The organism is Allobosea sp. FG18 (assembly GCF_057809495.1).
Genome location: NZ_JBMDKB010000004.1, coordinates 1 through 16,524, shown reverse-complemented (window position 1 = coordinate 16,524; position 16,524 = coordinate 1). Strand labels below are relative to the sequence as shown.

At 64.5% G+C, this 16,524-nt stretch carries 19 protein-coding genes; 13 read left to right on the top strand and 6 right to left on the bottom strand.

Annotated elements, in window-relative coordinates; genetic code table 11:
* Positions 1–165 precede the first annotated feature (165 nt).
* Positions 166–492 (bottom strand): hypothetical protein, encoded by a 327-nt coding sequence (locus ACODTJ_RS05905; RefSeq protein WP_454657050.1) that lies wholly within the window; start codon positions 490–492, stop codon positions 166–168.
* Between the two features lie 521 nt (positions 493–1,013).
* Here ACODTJ_RS05905 and ACODTJ_RS05900 point away from each other — a divergent pair.
* From ACODTJ_RS05900 to ACODTJ_RS05890, 3 genes are all read left to right on the top strand, one after another.
* A complete protein-coding gene (locus ACODTJ_RS05900; RefSeq protein WP_454657049.1) occupies positions 1,014–1,478 on the top strand; it encodes a GIY-YIG nuclease family protein in 465 nt (154 codons plus the stop codon).
* Between the two features lie 280 nt (positions 1,479–1,758).
* Positions 1,759–2,496, top strand: a complete 738-nt coding sequence (locus ACODTJ_RS05895) for a hypothetical protein (RefSeq protein WP_488847852.1) — start codon at positions 1,759–1,761, stop codon at positions 2,494–2,496.
* Positions 2,496–3,581 carry a helix-turn-helix domain-containing protein gene (locus ACODTJ_RS05890; RefSeq protein WP_488847981.1) on the top strand — a complete coding sequence of 362 codons (1,086 nt, stop codon included), beginning with the start codon at positions 2,496–2,498 and terminating at the stop codon, positions 3,579–3,581. The genes ACODTJ_RS05895 and ACODTJ_RS05890 overlap by 1 nt, the downstream gene beginning before the upstream one ends.
* Positions 3,582–3,595: 14 nt before the next feature.
* Here the strand turns inward: ACODTJ_RS05890 and uvrA are convergent, their stop codons facing one another.
* Positions 3,596–6,565, bottom strand: a complete 2,970-nt coding sequence (gene uvrA / locus ACODTJ_RS05885; protein ID WP_454657047.1) for an excinuclease ABC subunit UvrA — start codon at positions 6,563–6,565, stop codon at positions 3,596–3,598.
* A gap of 210 nt (positions 6,566–6,775) precedes the next feature.
* Between uvrA and ACODTJ_RS05880 the strand changes: the two genes are divergently transcribed.
* Positions 6,776–7,444: a GntR family transcriptional regulator gene (locus tag ACODTJ_RS05880; protein WP_454657046.1), complete on the top strand. Its 669-nt coding sequence runs from the start codon at positions 6,776–6,778 to the stop codon at positions 7,442–7,444.
* A gap of 327 nt (positions 7,445–7,771) precedes the next feature.
* A complete protein-coding gene (locus tag ACODTJ_RS05875; protein WP_454657045.1) occupies positions 7,772–8,338 on the top strand; it encodes a biotin transporter BioY in 567 nt (188 codons plus the stop codon).
* Positions 8,339–8,440: 102 nt separating this feature from the next.
* On the opposite strand, the gene ACODTJ_RS05870 is transcribed toward ACODTJ_RS05875, so the two are convergent.
* Entirely contained in the window at positions 8,441–8,605 is a 165-nt protein-coding gene (locus ACODTJ_RS05870) for a hypothetical protein (protein ID WP_454657044.1), read from the bottom strand.
* Between the two features lie 371 nt (positions 8,606–8,976).
* Here ACODTJ_RS05870 and ACODTJ_RS05865 point away from each other — a divergent pair, with 371 nt between their 5' ends.
* The 3 genes from ACODTJ_RS05865 to ACODTJ_RS05855 all read left to right on the top strand — a co-directional run bounded on the left by ACODTJ_RS05865 (position 8,977) and on the right by ACODTJ_RS05855 (position 10,321).
* A complete protein-coding gene (locus ACODTJ_RS05865) occupies positions 8,977–9,285 on the top strand; it encodes a hypothetical protein (protein WP_454657043.1) in 309 nt (102 codons plus the stop codon).
* Between the two features lie 404 nt (positions 9,286–9,689).
* Positions 9,690–9,953, top strand: coding sequence for a hypothetical protein (locus ACODTJ_RS05860; RefSeq protein WP_454657042.1), 264 nt, complete (start codon positions 9,690–9,692; stop codon positions 9,951–9,953).
* Between the two features lie 86 nt (positions 9,954–10,039).
* Positions 10,040–10,321 carry a hypothetical protein gene (locus ACODTJ_RS05855; RefSeq protein WP_454657041.1) on the top strand — a complete coding sequence of 94 codons (282 nt, stop codon included), beginning with the start codon at positions 10,040–10,042 and terminating at the stop codon, positions 10,319–10,321.
* A 144-nt stretch (positions 10,322–10,465) separates the two neighbouring features.
* Here ACODTJ_RS05855 and ACODTJ_RS05850 read toward each other — a convergent pair whose 3' ends face one another.
* Positions 10,466–10,861 (bottom strand): GFA family protein, encoded by a 396-nt coding sequence (locus ACODTJ_RS05850; protein WP_454657040.1) that lies wholly within the window; start codon positions 10,859–10,861, stop codon positions 10,466–10,468.
* A gap of 347 nt (positions 10,862–11,208) precedes the next feature.
* Between ACODTJ_RS05850 and argC the strand changes: the two genes are divergently transcribed.
* Positions 11,209–12,183 carry an N-acetyl-gamma-glutamyl-phosphate reductase gene (argC, locus tag ACODTJ_RS05845; RefSeq protein WP_454657039.1) on the top strand — a complete coding sequence of 325 codons (975 nt, stop codon included), beginning with the start codon at positions 11,209–11,211 and terminating at the stop codon, positions 12,181–12,183.
* Positions 12,184–12,194: 11 nt separating this feature from the next.
* Here argC and ACODTJ_RS05840 read toward each other — a convergent pair whose 3' ends face one another.
* Together ACODTJ_RS05840 and rpiB are read right to left on the bottom strand one after the other, a co-directional pair.
* A complete protein-coding gene (locus tag ACODTJ_RS05840; RefSeq protein ID WP_454657038.1) occupies positions 12,195–12,536 on the bottom strand; it encodes a hypothetical protein in 342 nt (113 codons plus the stop codon).
* 62 nt (positions 12,537–12,598) lie between these two features.
* On the bottom strand, positions 12,599–13,048 hold the full coding sequence (gene rpiB, locus ACODTJ_RS05835; protein ID WP_454657037.1) for a ribose 5-phosphate isomerase B: 450 nt from the start codon (positions 13,046–13,048) through the stop codon (positions 12,599–12,601).
* 151 nt (positions 13,049–13,199) lie between these two features.
* Between rpiB and ACODTJ_RS05830 the strand changes: the two genes are divergently transcribed.
* The 4 genes from ACODTJ_RS05830 to ssb all read left to right on the top strand — a co-directional run bounded on the left by ACODTJ_RS05830 (position 13,200) and on the right by ssb (position 16,475).
* Positions 13,200–13,724 carry a phospholipase D family nuclease gene (locus ACODTJ_RS05830; protein WP_454657036.1) on the top strand — a complete coding sequence of 175 codons (525 nt, stop codon included), beginning with the start codon at positions 13,200–13,202 and terminating at the stop codon, positions 13,722–13,724.
* A gap of 201 nt (positions 13,725–13,925) precedes the next feature.
* The gene (locus tag ACODTJ_RS05825) at positions 13,926–14,921 is read left to right on the top strand and encodes an ABC transporter substrate-binding protein (RefSeq protein WP_454657035.1); all 996 of its coding nucleotides are present in this window, start codon (positions 13,926–13,928) and stop codon (positions 14,919–14,921) included.
* Complete coding sequence (locus ACODTJ_RS05820) at positions 14,918–15,775, top strand: ABC transporter permease (protein WP_454657034.1); 858 nt, start codon at positions 14,918–14,920, stop codon at positions 15,773–15,775. The genes ACODTJ_RS05825 and ACODTJ_RS05820 overlap by 4 nt, the downstream gene beginning before the upstream one ends.
* A gap of 145 nt (positions 15,776–15,920) precedes the next feature.
* Positions 15,921–16,475: a single-stranded DNA-binding protein gene (ssb, locus tag ACODTJ_RS05815; protein WP_454657033.1), complete on the top strand. Its 555-nt coding sequence runs from the start codon at positions 15,921–15,923 to the stop codon at positions 16,473–16,475.
* Positions 16,476–16,524 lie beyond the last annotated feature (49 nt).

The following is a 16,524-nucleotide window of genomic DNA, read 5'->3' as shown; positions in this document are numbered from 1 at the left end:
GGAGTCGTACAACCGCGCTGGCGCGCATGACGCTACGAATTCCGGAGATCACGGCGGCAAGACGCCACCAATAGCCTGCGGCAGGGGCCGGCCATCTTGCCGACGTGTCGGGGCGGCCGGCCATGACCGCCCGCGACCGGCGCCGTTTCAGTTCGGCGGCGCGCCTTATTCCCCGTGCCGGGCGCTCTCCCCGGCGACGCGGGCCTCGGCCTGCGCCATCGCCTCGTCGGGGTTAAGCCCGTTGGCGCGGTTCTCCATGGCGTAGGCGAAGGACCTGCGGGTATCGTCCGGCAGTGCCCGCATCACGGCGAGGAAGCAGGCGCCGCGCGCATCCTGGCAGGCGCGCATCCGCTTGCAGGTCCTGTTCGGGCAGACGCGGAAGATTTCGAGCTGGTCGGTCAGCCGGCGAAACAGGGCGGACCGCGCCCTCTGGCAGCTCTCGAAATCAGTGATCGGCGGGGTAGCGGCGGGGGTGTTCCGGCGTTTCGGCATGGCGGGTCTCCCTGGGGTCAGGCACGCAGGATCGTCCGCCCGCGCGGATGCGCGGCGGGAGGGGTGGCTAGACAGGGCTGGCGGAGCGCCGCGAGGCGCGAGGGAATCCGCAACCGTTGAGCCAGGCTGCGGCGCGGCGGGATTGAGCCACCCGTCGCACGCCCCGTGGCGCTCCGCCTCCGGCGATTTTGGGCTCCGGGCCGCGCTTATCGGGCCTAAGCGGTTCAGGATGGGCGGGGTTCGACGCCAGTGTCCCTCAGCGGGTCGTCGCGTCGTAGCCTTGCCCGTCCGTCAAACGGCCGGCCGTTCCCAGCGAGCTCCTCGCACAGGGACCGTAGTGTCCCCAGGGCGGTTCCCGAAGCCTCCCGGGAGCAGGGCGTAACCCCCGCCCGCAGGCGCCGACCCTCACCCAACCTCCAGCATACCTCCGGACGGCCGCCCCGTTTGGGTGATGGGCGAGGGCAGGATAGGGCGGGTGATGAGGGGCGGGGATAAGTTTGCTGCCCGGAACCTCTCCCGTCATGGTCGCCCTTGTGGCGACCATCCACGTCTTCGCGCGGGAACGCCTGGTGGCGCCCTTCATCGTGAGCCGCCGCCCGCCATCAGCGTCGCAAGACGTGGATGGTCGGGACAAGCCCGACCATGACGATGGAGCCCTTGCCCATGCGAAAGCGCAATCGCATCCTGCCGCCATGAAGCAGCAAGGCGGCTGGGTCTACATCATGACGAACCGGCCCAACGGCACGCTCTATATCGGCGTGACGAGCGATCTCGGCCGGCGCGTTCACGAACATCGCGAGGGTCTGATCGCCGGTTTCACGAAGGCATACGGCCTGAAGCGCCTCGTCTGGTACGAATGGCACGACGAGATCGAAGCGGCGATCCAGCGCGAGACATCGATGAAGCGCTGGTATCGCGCCTACAAGACCCGCACGATCATGGCCCGCAATCCCGACTGGAACGACCTCTACGAGGAACTGGCCTGATACACCGGAGGCTCCCGCCCTCACGACCGAGCCTCCGCCGTCATGGTCGCCCTTGTGGCGACCATCCACGTCTTTACGCGGGACCGAAAACGCGAACGCTTCGTGGCTTGCCTGCACCAACCACCAGCGTCGCAAGACGTGGATGCTCGGGACAAGCCCGAGCATGACGGCGAGGCGAGGGAACCGCGGGGCCTCATTCCTTCTCCCGGATGAGGGTGCGCAATTGCCATCTAGGGCGAGGCGGCGCCGTTGGGCGCTGGCCGGGCGCAGAGCGATATGGTTGTCCAACGCGCCTCTTGCGCGTTTAAGATTTCTTCCCTCTAATGAGGGGCCGATTCTTAAACGTGAGATCCGCATGCCGCCGTTCCGGACTGCCGTTATCCAAAAGCTCGAAGACGCTCTCCGGAGGCTGGCAGATTTCGATCTGAATGTGGATCAGATTCTCGCCATTCGTGATACCGCACGAGCAGCATCAGACGATGCCAGCCCGCTCATGCCGCAAAATGCGCCCGGAACGCTGGCCTACATCCACGGCGTAGGTACCCTTCGCGCTCAGATTTTGGGTGGTGAGTGGGTTATTGATCGGACGCTCGGTGTTGAGGCTGTGATCAATCATCGGCTTGGTCTGCGTATCGGCTACCAGAATGTCGATCGAGCCTGCGACGCCCTATTCCCGCCAATGCCTCGTTCGGAGAAAGGCAGCGGTGCGGAGCGCCTATGCCGTTTGCCGCTTTTCGATTTCTATGGCGTCCTTCTCGAAACCGACGCGGATCGGCTGCCTAGTGATGACGTGAAAGACCCTCACAGCGATCAGATCGTCACTTACTTTGTGATGGTTGGGGAGGATGGCAGCGTGGAGCTCTCTTGCCCCGTCATCGCAAACAAGAGGTACTCCGAATTTCGGGAACGGATTTTCATTAGTGGCCCCAACGACGATTGGAAGGTGCGTATCGATCCCGAGAACGATCCCATCGATGATTTCGATGTGCCAGTCGTCTTCAAAGATCGTGCAGCGTGATGTTCTGCGCGGAGAGATTGAAGGTAGCTCGCCACCGGAGAAAGCTATCAGGGAAGGAATTGGCGGCGGTAGCGGGCGTGACCGATGTGACGGTCTCGAAGGTAGAGAACGGCCATCAGCCCGATGATGCGACCGTAGACAAACTGGCCAATGCGCTCGGTTATCCGCGAGCTTTTTTCTTAATGGACAAGCCAGAAGTGCTTGAGCCAATGGCCGTATCGTTTCGCAGCCTGAAGAAAATGAAGGCTGCGGAACGCGATGCGTCGTTGGCAGCGGGGTCGAACGGCATCGCGTTTTATCAGTGGATCGATGTTCGGTTTAGTTTGCCGGCCCCTGATTTGATCGACCTCAGTAGAGAGCAGAGCAGGCCAGAGGTCGCGGCGCGGCTGCTTCGTCAGCACTGGGGCATAGGAGATCGCCCCATTGGAAATATTTTGCGGCTATTCGAGTCGAAAGGTATTCGAGTTCTTTCTCTCTCGGAGAATACGCATAACGTTGATGCTTATTCATTTTGGAAGGCAGACCATCCCTATATTTTCTTGAACCAGAAAAAGTCGGCCGAACGTTCTAATTTCGATGCCGGCCATGAGCTAGGTCATCTCGTATTGCACTTTCATGCTCAAGCAGAGTCAATGCCAGAAGACGATGCGGAACGGCAAGCAAACCAGTTTGCCTCAGCTTTCCTTATGCCTGATGCGGATGTTAAGAGTAATTTATCTCACGTTTACAGCTCGTCGCAGGTCATTAAAGCTAAGGTACGATGGAAAGTTTCCGCCCTTGCTCTCGCTACCCGACTTCACCAGATTGGAATGATTTCTGATTGGACGCATCGATCAATTATTATTGAACTCGGGCAGAGAGGCTACAGGACGGGAGAGCCATTGGGGGTAGAGCGCGAAACCTCCACGCTGCTACCGAAGGTATTCTCTGCGCTCTGGTCAAAGGGGATAACCAGAAACGATATTGCGAACGATTTGAATTTGCCTTGGGAGGAAGTCGAGACCTTGGTCTTTGGTCTTGCCGGTCCAGTTACCTCGCGTCCCGAGCAACCCAAGCTTTCGCTTGTAGACGCGAAAGCGGGGTAGAGCGCGTTCTGCGCCTACTCCGCCGCCTCTCGTTGCACCTTGCCCTTCTTGATCGGCCGCCGCTCCAGCACCTCCTTGAGGAAGCGCGCGGTATGGCCCTTGCCGATGCGGACGATGTCCTCCGGCGTGCCTTCGGCCACCACCTGGCCGCCGCCGTCGCCGCCTTCGGGGCCCATGTCGATCACCCAGTCGGCGGTCTTCACCACCTCGAGATTGTGCTCGATCACCACCACCGAATTGCCTTGGTCGACCAGCTCGTGCAGCACCTCCATGAGCTTGGCGACGTCGTGGAAATGCAGGCCGGTCGTTGGCTCGTCGAGGATGTAGAGCGTGCGGCCGGTGGCGCGCTTCGACAGTTCCTTGGAGAGCTTGACGCGCTGCGCCTCGCCGCCCGAGAGCGTCGTCGCCTGCTGGCCGACCTTGACATAGTCGAGCCCGACGCGCGCCAGCGTCTCCATCTTGTCGCGGATCGAGGGCACCGCCTTGAACAGGCCCTTCGCCTCCTCGACCGACATGTCGAGCACGTCGGCGATCGACTTGTCGCGATACTTCACTTCGAGGGTCTCGCGGTCGTAGCGCTTGCCCTTGCAGACGTCGCAGGTGACGTAGACATCCGGCAGGAAGTGCATCTCGATCTTGATGAGGCCGTCGCCCTGGCAGGCCTCGCAGCGGCCGCCCTTGACGTTGAACGAGAAGCGCCCGGCCTGATAGCCGCGCGCCTTCGCCTCCGGCAGGCCGGCGAACCATTCGCGGATCGGCGTGAAGGCGCCGGTATAGGTCGCCGGGTTCGAGCGCGGCGTGCGGCCGATCGGCGACTGGTCGATGTCGATGACCTTGTCGAGATGCTCGATGCCCTCGATGCGGTCATGCGGGGCCGGGTGGTCGATCGAGCCGTTCAGCTTGCGCGCCACCGCCTTGTAGAGCGTGTCGATCACCAGCGTCGACTTGCCGCCGCCGGAGACGCCGGTGATGCAGGTGAACATCCCCAAGGGGATCTCGACATCGACATTGCGGAGGTTGTTGCCGCGCGCGCCGACGATCTTGAGGCTGCGGCCCTTCGTGGCCTTGCGGCGCTTGGCCGGCACCGCGACCGACATCTCGCCGGTGAGATATTTGCCGGTGAGCGAATTGGGATCGTCGAGGATGTCCTGCGGCGTGCCCTTGGCGACGATCTCGCCGCCATGGATGCCGGCGCCGGGGCCGACATCGACGACATAATCCGCCGTCAGGATCGCGTCCTCGTCATGCTCGACCACGATCACCGTGTTGCCGAGGTCCCTTAGCCGGCGCAGCGTCCCGAGCAAACGCTCGTTGTCGCGCTGGTGCAGGCCGATCGAGGGCTCGTCCAGCACATAGAGCACGCCAGTGAGCCCCGAGCCGATCTGCGATGCCAGCCGGATGCGCTGGCTCTCGCCGCCCGAGAGCGTGCCGGAGGCGCGGGCGAGCGTCAGATATTCGAGACCGACATCGAGCAGGAAGGTCAGCCGGTCGCGGATTTCCTTGAGGATGCGCGGGGCGATCTCGTTCTGCTTCTTCGAGAGCCGGGCGGGCAGGGCGGTGACCCAGTCCAGCGCGTCCTTGACCGAAAGCTTCGAGACCTCGCCGATATGGCGCATGTCGATCTTCACCGCCAGTGCCTCGGGCTTCAGGCGATAGCCGTTGCAGGCCTTGCACGGGGTCTCCGACATGAAGCGACCGATTTCCTCGCGGGCCCAGTCGCTCTCGGTCTCCTTCCAGCGCCGCTCCATATTGGTGATGACGCCCTCGAAGGGCTTCTTCACCTCATAGCTGCGCAAGCCGTCATTATAGGCCATGCGCACGGGCTCGGTGCCGGTGCCGAACAGGATCGATATCTTGGCGTTGTCGGGGAGTTCCGACCAGGGCTTGGTCATCGAGAAGCCGAAATGCTTCGCAAGCGCTTCCAGCGTCTGGCCGTAATAGGGCGAGGTCGACTTGGCCCAGGGCGCGATCGCGCCCTTCTTCAGCGTCAGCGAATGGTCCGGCACGATCATGTCCGGGTCGATGCGCATCTCGTGGCCGAGGCCGTCGCAGACCGGGCAGGCGCCGAACGGGTTGTTGAACGAGAACAGCCGGGGCTCGATCTCAGGGATCGTGAAGCCGGAGACCGGGCAGGCGAATTTCGAGGAGAAGGTGACGCGGCGGGCCTCGCCGTTCTCCTCCTTCTCATCGGCATACTCGAAGACGGCAATGCCGTCGGTCAGCTCCAGCGCCTGCTCCAGCGAGTCCGCGAGACGCGCGCCGAGATCGGGCCGGATCACGATCCGGTCCACCACCACGTCGATGTCGTGCTTGAACTTCTTGTCGAGCGCCGGGGCGTCCGGGATCTCGTAGAACTCGCCATTGACCTTGACGCGCTGGAAGCCGCGCTTCAGCCAGTCGGCCATCTCCTTCTTGAACTCGCCCTTGCGGCCGCGGACGACCGGCGCGAGCAGGTAGCCGCGCGTCTTCTCCGGCAATTCGACCATGCGGTCGACCATCTGCTGGACGGTCTGGCTCTCGATCGGCAGGCCGGTCGCGGGCGAATAGGGGATGCCGGCGCGCGCCCAGAGCAGGCGCATGTAGTCGTGGATCTCGGTGACGGTGCCGACAGTCGAGCGCGGGTTCTTCGAGGTCGTCTTCTGCTCGATCGAGATCGCCGGCGAGAGCCCGTCGATCTGGTCGACATCGGGCTTCTGCATCATCTCGAGGAACTGGCGGGCATAGGCCGAGAGCGACTCGACATAGCGGCGCTGGCCTTCCGCATAGATCGTGTCGAAGGCGAGCGAGGATTTGCCCGAGCCGGACAGGCCGGTGAACACCACGAGCTTGTCGCGCGGAATCGCGAGGTCGACATTCTTGAGATTGTGCTCGCGCGCGCCGCGCACGGTGATGGCGCGGCTGTTCGGATCGGCCGCGCGGTTGCGGTCGAACATGTCTTCCAGCGCAGCAGCCTGGGCAGCGGCGGATTCGGTCTTGCGGGCCATCGGGGCGTCCGTTGCGGTGAAGCGCTAGATGTAGGGCAAATGCCGGGCCTTTCCAGCCTCGCGGCGATCTGCCCGGCATGAATAGCACGCAGCCGTCCCGGCTGCTGCCGTCTTCCTGACAGAAGGCGTCAGGATCGGCGAGGCCTCGATATGGGGATCGTCGCGCCGATCGCAATCGACTCCGCCGCGTGGCCGAATTATCTATAAATCATGACGAAGCCTGCCGAAGACACCATCGCCGTCCGCATCGCCAAAGCCCTGGCCGAGCGGATCATCGCCGGGACGATCGAGCCCGGCTCGCGCCTCAGGCAGGATCATGTCGCCGAGGAATTCGAGACCAGCCATGTCCCGGTCCGCGAGGCCTTCCGCCGGCTGGAGGCGCAGGGGCTGGCGATCAGCGAGCCGCGCCGCGGCGTCCGTGTCGCTTCCTTCGACCTGTCGGAGGTGAAGGAGGTCGCGGCGATGCGCGCGGCGCTGGAGGTTCTGGCCCTGCGCCATGCCGCGCCGCATCTCACCGCCGCGATCCTCGACAAGGCCGAACAGGCGCGACGCGACTGCGACGCGGCGACCGATGTCCGGGCCTGGGAGGAGGCGAATCGTCGCTTTCACCGCATCCTGGTCGCGCCTTGCGGGATGAAGCGCCTGCTCGCGACGATCGACGATCTCCATGCCGCGAGCGCGCGCTTCCTGTTCTCGGCCTGGCGCTCGGAATGGGAGGCCCGCACCGACCATGACCACCGCGCGATCCTGAGCGCCTTGCGCGGCGGCGACCTGGAAGCCGCGATCGCGACGCTGGCGCGGCATGCCCAATGGATCGGCGAGCGCCCGGTCCGCACCGCTTCCGGCGCGACGCGCGGGGCCTTCGCCATCGTCGGGTGAGGGGGCAGGGGCGTGCTCGACCTTTGTCATTCCGGGGCGCGCCACGGGCTCGAACCCGGAACCCACGACCGGGTGAAACCTCGGGGACTTCGGTTGTATGCCGCTCACCCAGTCGTGGGTTCCGGGTTCTTCGCGATGCGAAGCCCCGGAATGACAAGGGGGGCGCAGAAACGATGCTGCCGTCGCCCGCTCGGCTGAGCGGATTTCGTCCCCTGCCAACGGGCATCGCAACGAAGGGCGCGCTTGCCTTTTCCGTCGAGATATGGACTCCCTCATAGATCAAAGATCAAAATTATAGATAATTTTGATCGCGACCCAGGAGTGACCATGACCGATCTTGCCCTCAGCCGCCCGTTCAGCCCGCTGCGGCTGGAAAGCCGCTCGCTTGCCTGGCAGGCCGGCGCCGTGATCGTCGGCAGCCTGCTGCTGGCGCTGTCCTCGCAGATCAAGGTGCCGATGTATCCGGTGCCGATGACCATGCAGACCTTCGCTGTCACGCTGGTCGGCGCGCTCTATGGCTGGCGCCTTGGCGCGGTCACCGTCATCGCCTGGCTGGCGCAGGGCGCCATGGGCCTGCCCGTCTTTGCCGGCGCCGTGGGTGGCGCGGCCTATTTCGCCGGCCCGACCGGCGGTTACCTGCTGGCCTTCCCCTTCGCCGCGGCGCTGACCGGTTGGCTGGCGCAGCAGGGCTGGAACGGCAGCCGTGTTGGCCTCGCCTTCGCTTCGATGCTCGCCGGCAACGTGCTCTGCCTGGTGATCGGCGTTGCCTGGCTCGCTGTCCTGATCGGCCTGTCCAAGGCGATCATGCTGGGCGCCGTGCCTTTCATCCTCGGCGCCGTCCTGAAGTCGGCGCTCGCCGCCGCAACCCTCAAGGCCTTCGCGCCGCGCGGCTGAGACGGTCGAACGATCTGACGACAATGAACCGGCGGGGCTTCGGCCTGCCGGTTTTTTGTTGGACTTTTGGGGAAAGGGCTGACCGCGACCGGTTGTCGGCATCTAGCGCAGGGCGTTTCCGAACGAGTCCGTCTGGCGAGCCGGGGCGCCGATGCCGGGCTGCATATAGGCCGGCCCGTCGGCTCTTGCGCGGGGAACACTGTCCTGCGTGACGCAGCCGACGGGCCCGAGCAGGATGAAGGCCAGGGCGACATAGCGTTTCAGCATGACGAGCTCCATCGCTGCATTCCGGAAGCTGAGCCGGGCTTCTTCGAGCGGCTCCGCTGTCCGCCCGATCCTTGCATGATCTCGAGGCCAGAAAACAGCCCCTTTGACAACCTGCGGCATGGGGCTGGCATTCAGGGAGCGCCGATTCCAATCGCGGACGAAATGGCGAGATCCGCAAACGGCCCCAAGGTCCGGCTTGGGTCGGGAGCGGACGCTAAGCGGTATCATGTTACCCTAGAGCGCGCTAATCCCAATAATCCCAAATATTTCTTGCTATTCGCCTAATTGAAGCGCCTACTAGGAACAGTGCTGCCTTTGCGCACCGCCCTCCCGCCCGAGCATTTCGGCCGGCAATCGTAATCGAGAGCATCATGCAATCCGGCCACGGCAGGTTGATCCTGCGCGACGGTACGGACCTTCTTGTTGGTTATTTCCTTCTGCATTCCCACGCGGCTGGCGGCTGCCGCGGCATTCTTATTGGCAACATCCGGTCAATCGATCGGAGTTCTTTCCTCAAGCCAATTAAGATCGCCTTAGACGAGGGAAATGCCTTCGTTGCGCATGTCATCAGCCACTCCGAGCGTCATATCCGATTTGCAACGGACCTCGGCCAACTCATCTCTCGGGCCGAGGGGCGCTTTGGCCGCCGTTCAAGTCGACCACTGGCCATCGATGCTTAGGGCTCGGCTCACGACAGCCTTAGCCGTCCCCCGCCAGACGAAGCCGTGGACGGCCCCAGCCGGAGAAACTCGCCATGTTCAATGGAATTGGTTCAGTCACTTTGCGAAGTGGTCGGACGCTGCCCGTCACATACCAGTTTGGCGTTCATCAAGAGCATCATTGGGTCGGGTATCTGATTGTCGAAACGGAGCACACCGATCCCAGTGAATTTTCTTACAAAGTTCTGCTCCATTGCGAGAGCGGTGCAGCGGTCGAGCTCGCAGTGACCAACTGGACTGACCGGTACATGGAGGTGGTCGGGCGCCCGTTACCGCGGTTGGACAGGGTTGCTTGAAAGCGCCCTGTGCCCGAACGAACCCTTACTGCACTCACCTTCACAGAGGGAACGCACCCGTGAATTCAGATGGACGATAACGGAACGAAGCGGTCTCCGCTTTGCGGGAGCTTTTACCAAGCCGGCGTCACGGTGCAGGTGGAGATTTATCAGTTGGCCTGGTCTGAAGGATGGACTCTTGAGCTTGTCCACACCGACGGCGGCTGCACGATCTGGCTAACTGAATTTGCAACGGATGAGGCGGCGATGGCCGAGCTCACCGCTCAAATCGCAAAGACCGGCTTACCAAATTTGATAGCGGGAACGCCGTTCCACTTTCCGACAATCCATTGACGGGCTGAGTTCCCTGCATCTGCCTTTTCCAAAGGACGTTCAGCTCGCTCTCGGCTCCAGAGGGCTTTCAAATGGAGGGAAGAGACATGTCGCATCTTTTCAAGGTCGGGGACCGCGTCAGCTTAGCGTTTGGCTTTCATGACCAAAATGCCGCGGGCACCTACGCCATCACCCGTCTCCTACCCACGCGTATGAATGGCGAGCCCCAGTATCGCATCAAGGGGAGCGACGACCGCGAACGCGTCATTGGCGAAGGACAGGTCATTGTGCCGGGAAAAGCCGGTTCATTTTGGCGGCGAAACAACGCCCATAATCCTATCACCGATGCCTTGAACCATATCGCGAGCAAGAAGCGGAACATCACTTAGTGACGCGCTGCGGTTCTCAGGTGGCTGAGAAAGCTGTCGGGCTCCGAACACCGACATCTTGCCTCGTAAGGCTCATTCGGCGAGGCATTCTCGGTTTTTATAACGCCCGCAATGGGTCGAAAACGGATGTTCACTCCCAACACCTCAGTCGCGCGGCGGAACGGTGTCGTATTGCGGCAGGCCGTCTGCGATCTCGTAGTAGTCACCCTTGTCGGCGACGTAGATGTGCAGATTTGCGGCGGTCTCTGTCGGCCCGTCGAAAGCTCCCATCGCCACGGCGATCCAGCTCCGATCCGGCCGATCCCAGAAGAGAGACGATCCGCATGCCGAGCAGAAGCCGCGCCGGACGTTCTCCGACGATTGGAACCATGTCAGCTTCTCCTCGCCGACAATCGTCAGGGCCGTCCTGGGCACATCCGTGGACGCGAAGTAGTGACCCGAATGCTTGCGGCACATGCGGCAATGGCAGAAATTGGGATTTGGCAGGCTGTCAGCCACCGTCAGGGGGACCGCACCGCAAAGGCATGAGCCGCTGTGCATCCTTGTTCCACTCCCGCAGGCGTCTGGTCGGGAAGCATGGCATCGGGGTTGCGACATCAGCAAGAGCGTCCGCCATGGCTCGACCGCGGACATCCCGCTTGACGACAAACATGGGGCGCGACACTGTCCGCAGGCATGCTTGGGAACCACAACCTTTGTGATCGACGTCGACGCCGCTGCACCCGTGCCGCGGCTCTTCGGGCTGTGCGTCGATCTATGTCCCTCCGCGTGGTGACGGCCTCTCCCTAGGCCTCACGCCCCGAAGCGACCTCAGGTCCGCGTTCCCGAACCTCCGCAGCCCTCGGCTCCGGGGGTTTTCTTTTGCCCGAACCTGGAAGGACATCATCATGAGCATCCGCGTCGGCATCGTCGGGATCAGCGGTTTTGGTGGCGGCGAAGCGCTGCGCCTGATCGCGAGCCACCCGTCTTTCGAGCTGGTCTACGCGGCCGGCGAGAGCAGCGCCGGCAGCCGATTGGTCGATCGTTTCCCCGGCGTGCCGGCCAGGCTGGCCGAGCTGGTGATCGAGAAATGGGACCCGGCGACTTTGCCTGAGCTCGACGTGCTGTTCGCGTCGCTTCCCACCGGAGCTTCGGCGGAGGCGCTGGCGCGTGTCCCCGGGAGCGTGAAGATCGTCGATATCGGCGGCGACCATCGCTATGTCGAGGGTTGGGCCTACGGCCTCGCCGACATCTGGCCCGCCCGGATCGAGGGGCAGACCCGCGTTGCCAACCCCGGCTGCTTCCCTGCCGCGACGCTGACCGCATTGGCGCCGCTGCTCGCCGACAAGCTGATCGAGCCCGGCAACATCGTGATCGACGTCAAGACGGGCATCTCCGGCGCCGGTCGGGGCGGCGACAGCAAATTCGGCTACGCCGAGAGCAACGAGAACCTGATCCCCTACGGTCTCCTCAGGCACACCCACATGCCCGAGATTGCCAGGACCATCGAGCGGTTGAGCGGCGGCAGTGCGGCCGGGCTGGTGTTCACGCCGCATCTCGTGCCGATGACCCGCGGCATCCTCGCCACCATCTACTGTCGCGGCAGCGCCAGCACCGAGCAGTGCCTCGAAGCCGCCCGGCGCTTCTACGCCGGCCGGGCGTTCGTCCGCGTCACCGACAAGCCGCCGCAGACTAAATGGGCGACGGGCTCGAACCTCGCATTCGTCAGCTATGCCGCCGATCCGGAGCGCAATCTGGTGATCGCGATGGGCGTGGTCGACAATCTCGGCAAGGGAGCGGCCGGCCAGGCGGTGCAGAATGCGAACCTGATCTGCGGCTTGCCGGAAACCGCGGGGCTGGACGGCGCACCGATCTGGCCCTGACGAAGGCGAGCCTACAGCAGAAAGTGCACGCCAAATCCGAGGATGACGAAGCCGGTCCCGACGAGGAGCGCGACGAACTGGGGTTGCAGGCGCGTCCGCTGCTCCGCGAACAGGCCCGCTTTCTCGGCCCTCGACATGCGGTCGCGGGCCTTGAACTGCTCGGCGATGACAGAGGGATCGACGCCGCTCGGACCATCCTTTTCCAGGTCCATGCGGATGACGATGAAGACGATGACGAGGCCGAGGACGCCGAGGCCGAAATAGCCCACGAGGCGGATGACCCCGTAGAACACCCCGATGCCGCCGGCAGCGAGGAACGGGAACGCGATGTAATCCCATTTTGTGAACCGCATGAGGCATCCTGCGGCGCGCGCGGGCGTCTGTCCAGCGACCGGCCGGCGCGTCGGGCTCGGCGCTACGCCTCCAGCGCTGCGATCATCTCCACCCGCGTCGCATGCCGGCCGCCTTCGAACGTCGCGCCGAGGAAGGCGTCCACGATCTCCAGCGCCAGCCCCTCGCCGACCACGCGGGCGCCGAGCGAGAGCATGTTGGCGTCGTTATGTTGGCGGATCATGCGGGCCGAGAAGGTGTCGGAGCAGACACCGCAGCGGATGCCCCTGACCTTGTTCGCGGCGATCATGATGCCCTGGCCGGTGCCGCACAGGATGATGCCGAGCCGGCAATCGCCGGAGGCGACGAGCCTTGCCGCTGCTTCGCCATGTTTCGGATAGGGCGTGCTCTCCGCCGTCACCGGGCCGATATCGACCACGACCCAGCCCTGCGCCGCGACATGCTTCGCGATGGCCTGCCGGAGCGGGATGGCGGCGTGATCGCTGGAGAGGACGACGCGGTTATCGGCGGGCACGGCGAGATCCTTCCAGGTACCGGCGATCGGGAGCTTGGTCGCGTTGGATCAGGCATGCATGATCCCGTCAATCCGGCGATGCCGGTCTGCCGCGCGGGCGGGCAGGGCGATAACCGGAAAGAAGCGCAGTGCCGATGAAAGCGAGGCCGTCGTGAACACGATCCGCATCATGGGGTTGGCGGCCGCGCTGGCCTTGTCCTGCGCCGCCCAGGCCGCGCCGGGCGTCGAGGTCGGCTTTTCGCCGGAAGGCTCGGCGCGGGCGCTGGTGCTGAAGGTCATCGGCGAGGCCCGGCGCAGCATCCAGGTCCTCGCCTATGCCTTCCAGGCGCCGGACATCACGGAGGCGCTGGTCGCGGCGCAGAAGCGCGGGGTCGAGGTCCGCGTGGTCGTCGACAAGGAGCGCAACACGGGCAAGGCCAGCAAGGCCGCCATGGATTTCGTGGCGCGCAACGGCGTGGCGCTGCGTACGAACGAGCGCTTCCACCTCCACCACGACAAGACCGTCATCGTCGACGGCAGCACGGTCCAGACCGGGTCGTTTAACTACGCCCCGTCGGCGGAAATGAAGAATTCGGAGAACGTCGTCGTCATCCGCGAGATGCCGGAGGTCGCGGTGCGGTACCTCGCGCATTGGCAGTCGCGATGGGAGGGCGGCGTGCCTTATCGCGCCCCGTGATGCCGGCCGGGTTCGGCGCTTCTCCGTTCGGTCCTGACGGGCGCTGACAGGGTCGTGCATCGCCTCGCCGACCGGTTTGCGCGATGTTGGATCGAGAGAGGCCGGGGCGGACGGATCAATTTGCCCGGTCCGGCGTTTCAGCGCGAGCCGCGTGCGCGACCGGCCGGGCGGCGCCAGCCATGAACGATTGGGGGAGCGACAATGATGAAAGCCCTTCTTGGAGCAGCAACCCTTGCGCTCGGCCTCGGCCTTGGCGCGCCCTCCATCGCCTGCGAGCTTGATCGCCCGCTGAAAATGGCCGGGCTCGACTATGATTCCGCCGCCTTCCACACCGCCGTAGCCAGCGCGATCGCCGAGCGCGGCTTCGGCTGCAAGGTCGAGCGCGTTCCGGGCGTGATCGCGCCGCTGGTCAATGGCATGGCGCGCGGCGATGTCGATATCGTCATGGAAATCTGGATGGCCAACCCGGTCGATGCCTGGGTGAAGGCGGCCGAGGCCGGCAAGGTCGAGCCGCTCGGCACCACCTTCCCGGATGCGAGCGAGGGCTGGTTCGTGCCGCGCTATCTCGTCTCGGGCGCAGACGCCAAGGCGCCGGAACTCAAGACCGTGCAGGACCTCAAGCGCTACAAGGTGCTGTTCACCGACCCCGAGGAGCCGGGGAAGGGGCGCTTCTACAATTGCGTCGCCGGCTGGGTCTGCGAGGGCGTCAACACCAAGAAGCTCGCGGTCTACGGGCTCGCCGACGACTTCACCAATACGCGCGGCGGCTCGGGCGAGGCGCTGGTCGCCGCCATCGAGTCCGCGCTCAAGCGCAAGCGTCCGGTCGTGTTCTATTACTGGGGGCCGAGCTGGCTGCTCGGCGCCTATGATCTCGTCAAGCTGGAGGAAGCGCCCTTCGACGCTACGATCTGGGCCGAGCTCAAGGCGAGCGATAACCCCAAGCGCGCCACTGCCTATCCGATGAGCAAGGTCGTGATCGGCGCCAATGTCGATCTGGCCAAGAAGGCACCGCAGCTCGCGAGTTTCTTCAAGAGCTACGGCACGACCAGTGACGTGACCTCGAAGATGCTGGCCGAGGCGCGCGAGAAGGGCGTCACGCCGGAGCAGCAGGCCCTCGTCTTCCTGAAGACGCAGGGCGAAATCTGGAAGAAATGGCTGCCGGCCGAAGTCGCCGGCAAGGTCGCTGCCAGCCTGTGACGACCGCGTTGGTGCCGGAATTCGGCAAGGCGCTACAGGGCGCCGTCAATCGCGCTGTCGATGCGCTCGTCACCGGCTACGGCGACAGGCTCGATGGATTCAGTGCGGTGCTGACGGCGCCGGTGCGGCTGGCCGAGACGTTGCTTCAGCATGTGCCGGTGCCTGCCTTCGTTCTGGCGGTCGCGGCCGGCGCCTGGCTTGCGACGCGACGGCTCGGATTTGCGTTGGCGATGGCGGCCCTGCCGCTGGCTTTGGCGGGCTTGGGCGTCTGGGGCGAGGCGATGCAGTCGCTCGCGCTGGTGACTGTCGCCGTGGTGTTCGTCGTGCTGCTGGGGCTGCCGCTCGGCGTCGCGGCGGCGCGGCTGCCGCGGCTGGGAAGGGCGCTCGCGCCGCTCTACGACCTGATGCAGACCATCCCGAGCTTCGTCTACTTGATCCCGGTCGCGATGTTGCTCGGGCTAGGCCGGGCACCGGCGCTGGTCGCGACGCTGGTCTACGCGCTGCCGCCCTTCGCGCGCTTGACCGAACTTGGCCTGCGCGGCGTCGATGCCGGGCTGGTCGAGGCCTCGCGGGCTCTGGGCCTGCGGCCACGGCAGGCCTTCTGGCTGATCGAATTGCCGCTGGCGCGGCCGACGATCCTGCAGGGGCTGAACCAGGCGATCATGATGGCGCTCGCCATGGTCGTCGTGGCGTCGATGATCGGCGCCAAGGGGCTCGGCGAGGTCGTGCTGCTCGGGCTGCAACGGGCCGATCCCGGCCTCGGCTTTGTCGGCGGGCTCGGCATCGTCCTGCTCGCGGTTCTGCTCGACCGGATGGCGCAGGCGATCCTCGGAGCTCGGCAGCCGCCGCGGTGACTATCGGCGAATCAGCGGGGGAAAACCGGGGCCAAGGCACTTGAACAAAACAGGAACATCATTGATAATGCCTCAATCGGCCGATAGGGTTCGGCTCCGGTCACGAGGCCGGTTTGTGTGAAGTGCGCAGGAAACGGAGCCTGTCATGGCTGGTAGCGTCAACAAGGTCATTCTGGTCGGCAATCTCGGGCGCGACCCCGAAGTGCGCCGCCTCGGCAGCGGCGAGCCTGTCGTCAATCTGCGTATCGCCACCTCCGAGACCTGGCGCGACAAGCAGAGCGGCGAGCGCAAGGAGCGCACCGAGTGGCATTCGGTCGTGATCTTCAACGAGAACCTGGCGAAGGTGGCCGAGCAGTACCTGAAGAAGGGCTCCAAGGTTTACATCGAAGGCCAGCTTCAGACCCGGAAATGGCAGGACCAGTCCGGCGTCGAGAAATACACGACCGAGATCGTGCTGCAGCGCTTCCGCGGCGAGCTCACCATCCTCGACAGCCGCCAGGGCGGCTCGGACGAGTATGGCGAGGGCGGCGGCAGCAGCGGCGGCTACATGGACGACCGCTCGGGCGGCGGTGGCTCCTTCGGCCGGTCCAGCGCGATGGGCGGCGGCGGTTCGCGCCAGCCGGCCATGTCGTCGGGCGGTGGTGGCGGTGGCGGCGGACGCTCGTCCTCCAGCCATCTCGACGACGATATCCCGTTCTAGATATGGATAACCGGGAAGTGTAATCATAATCCCGGTAAGCCACTGATAG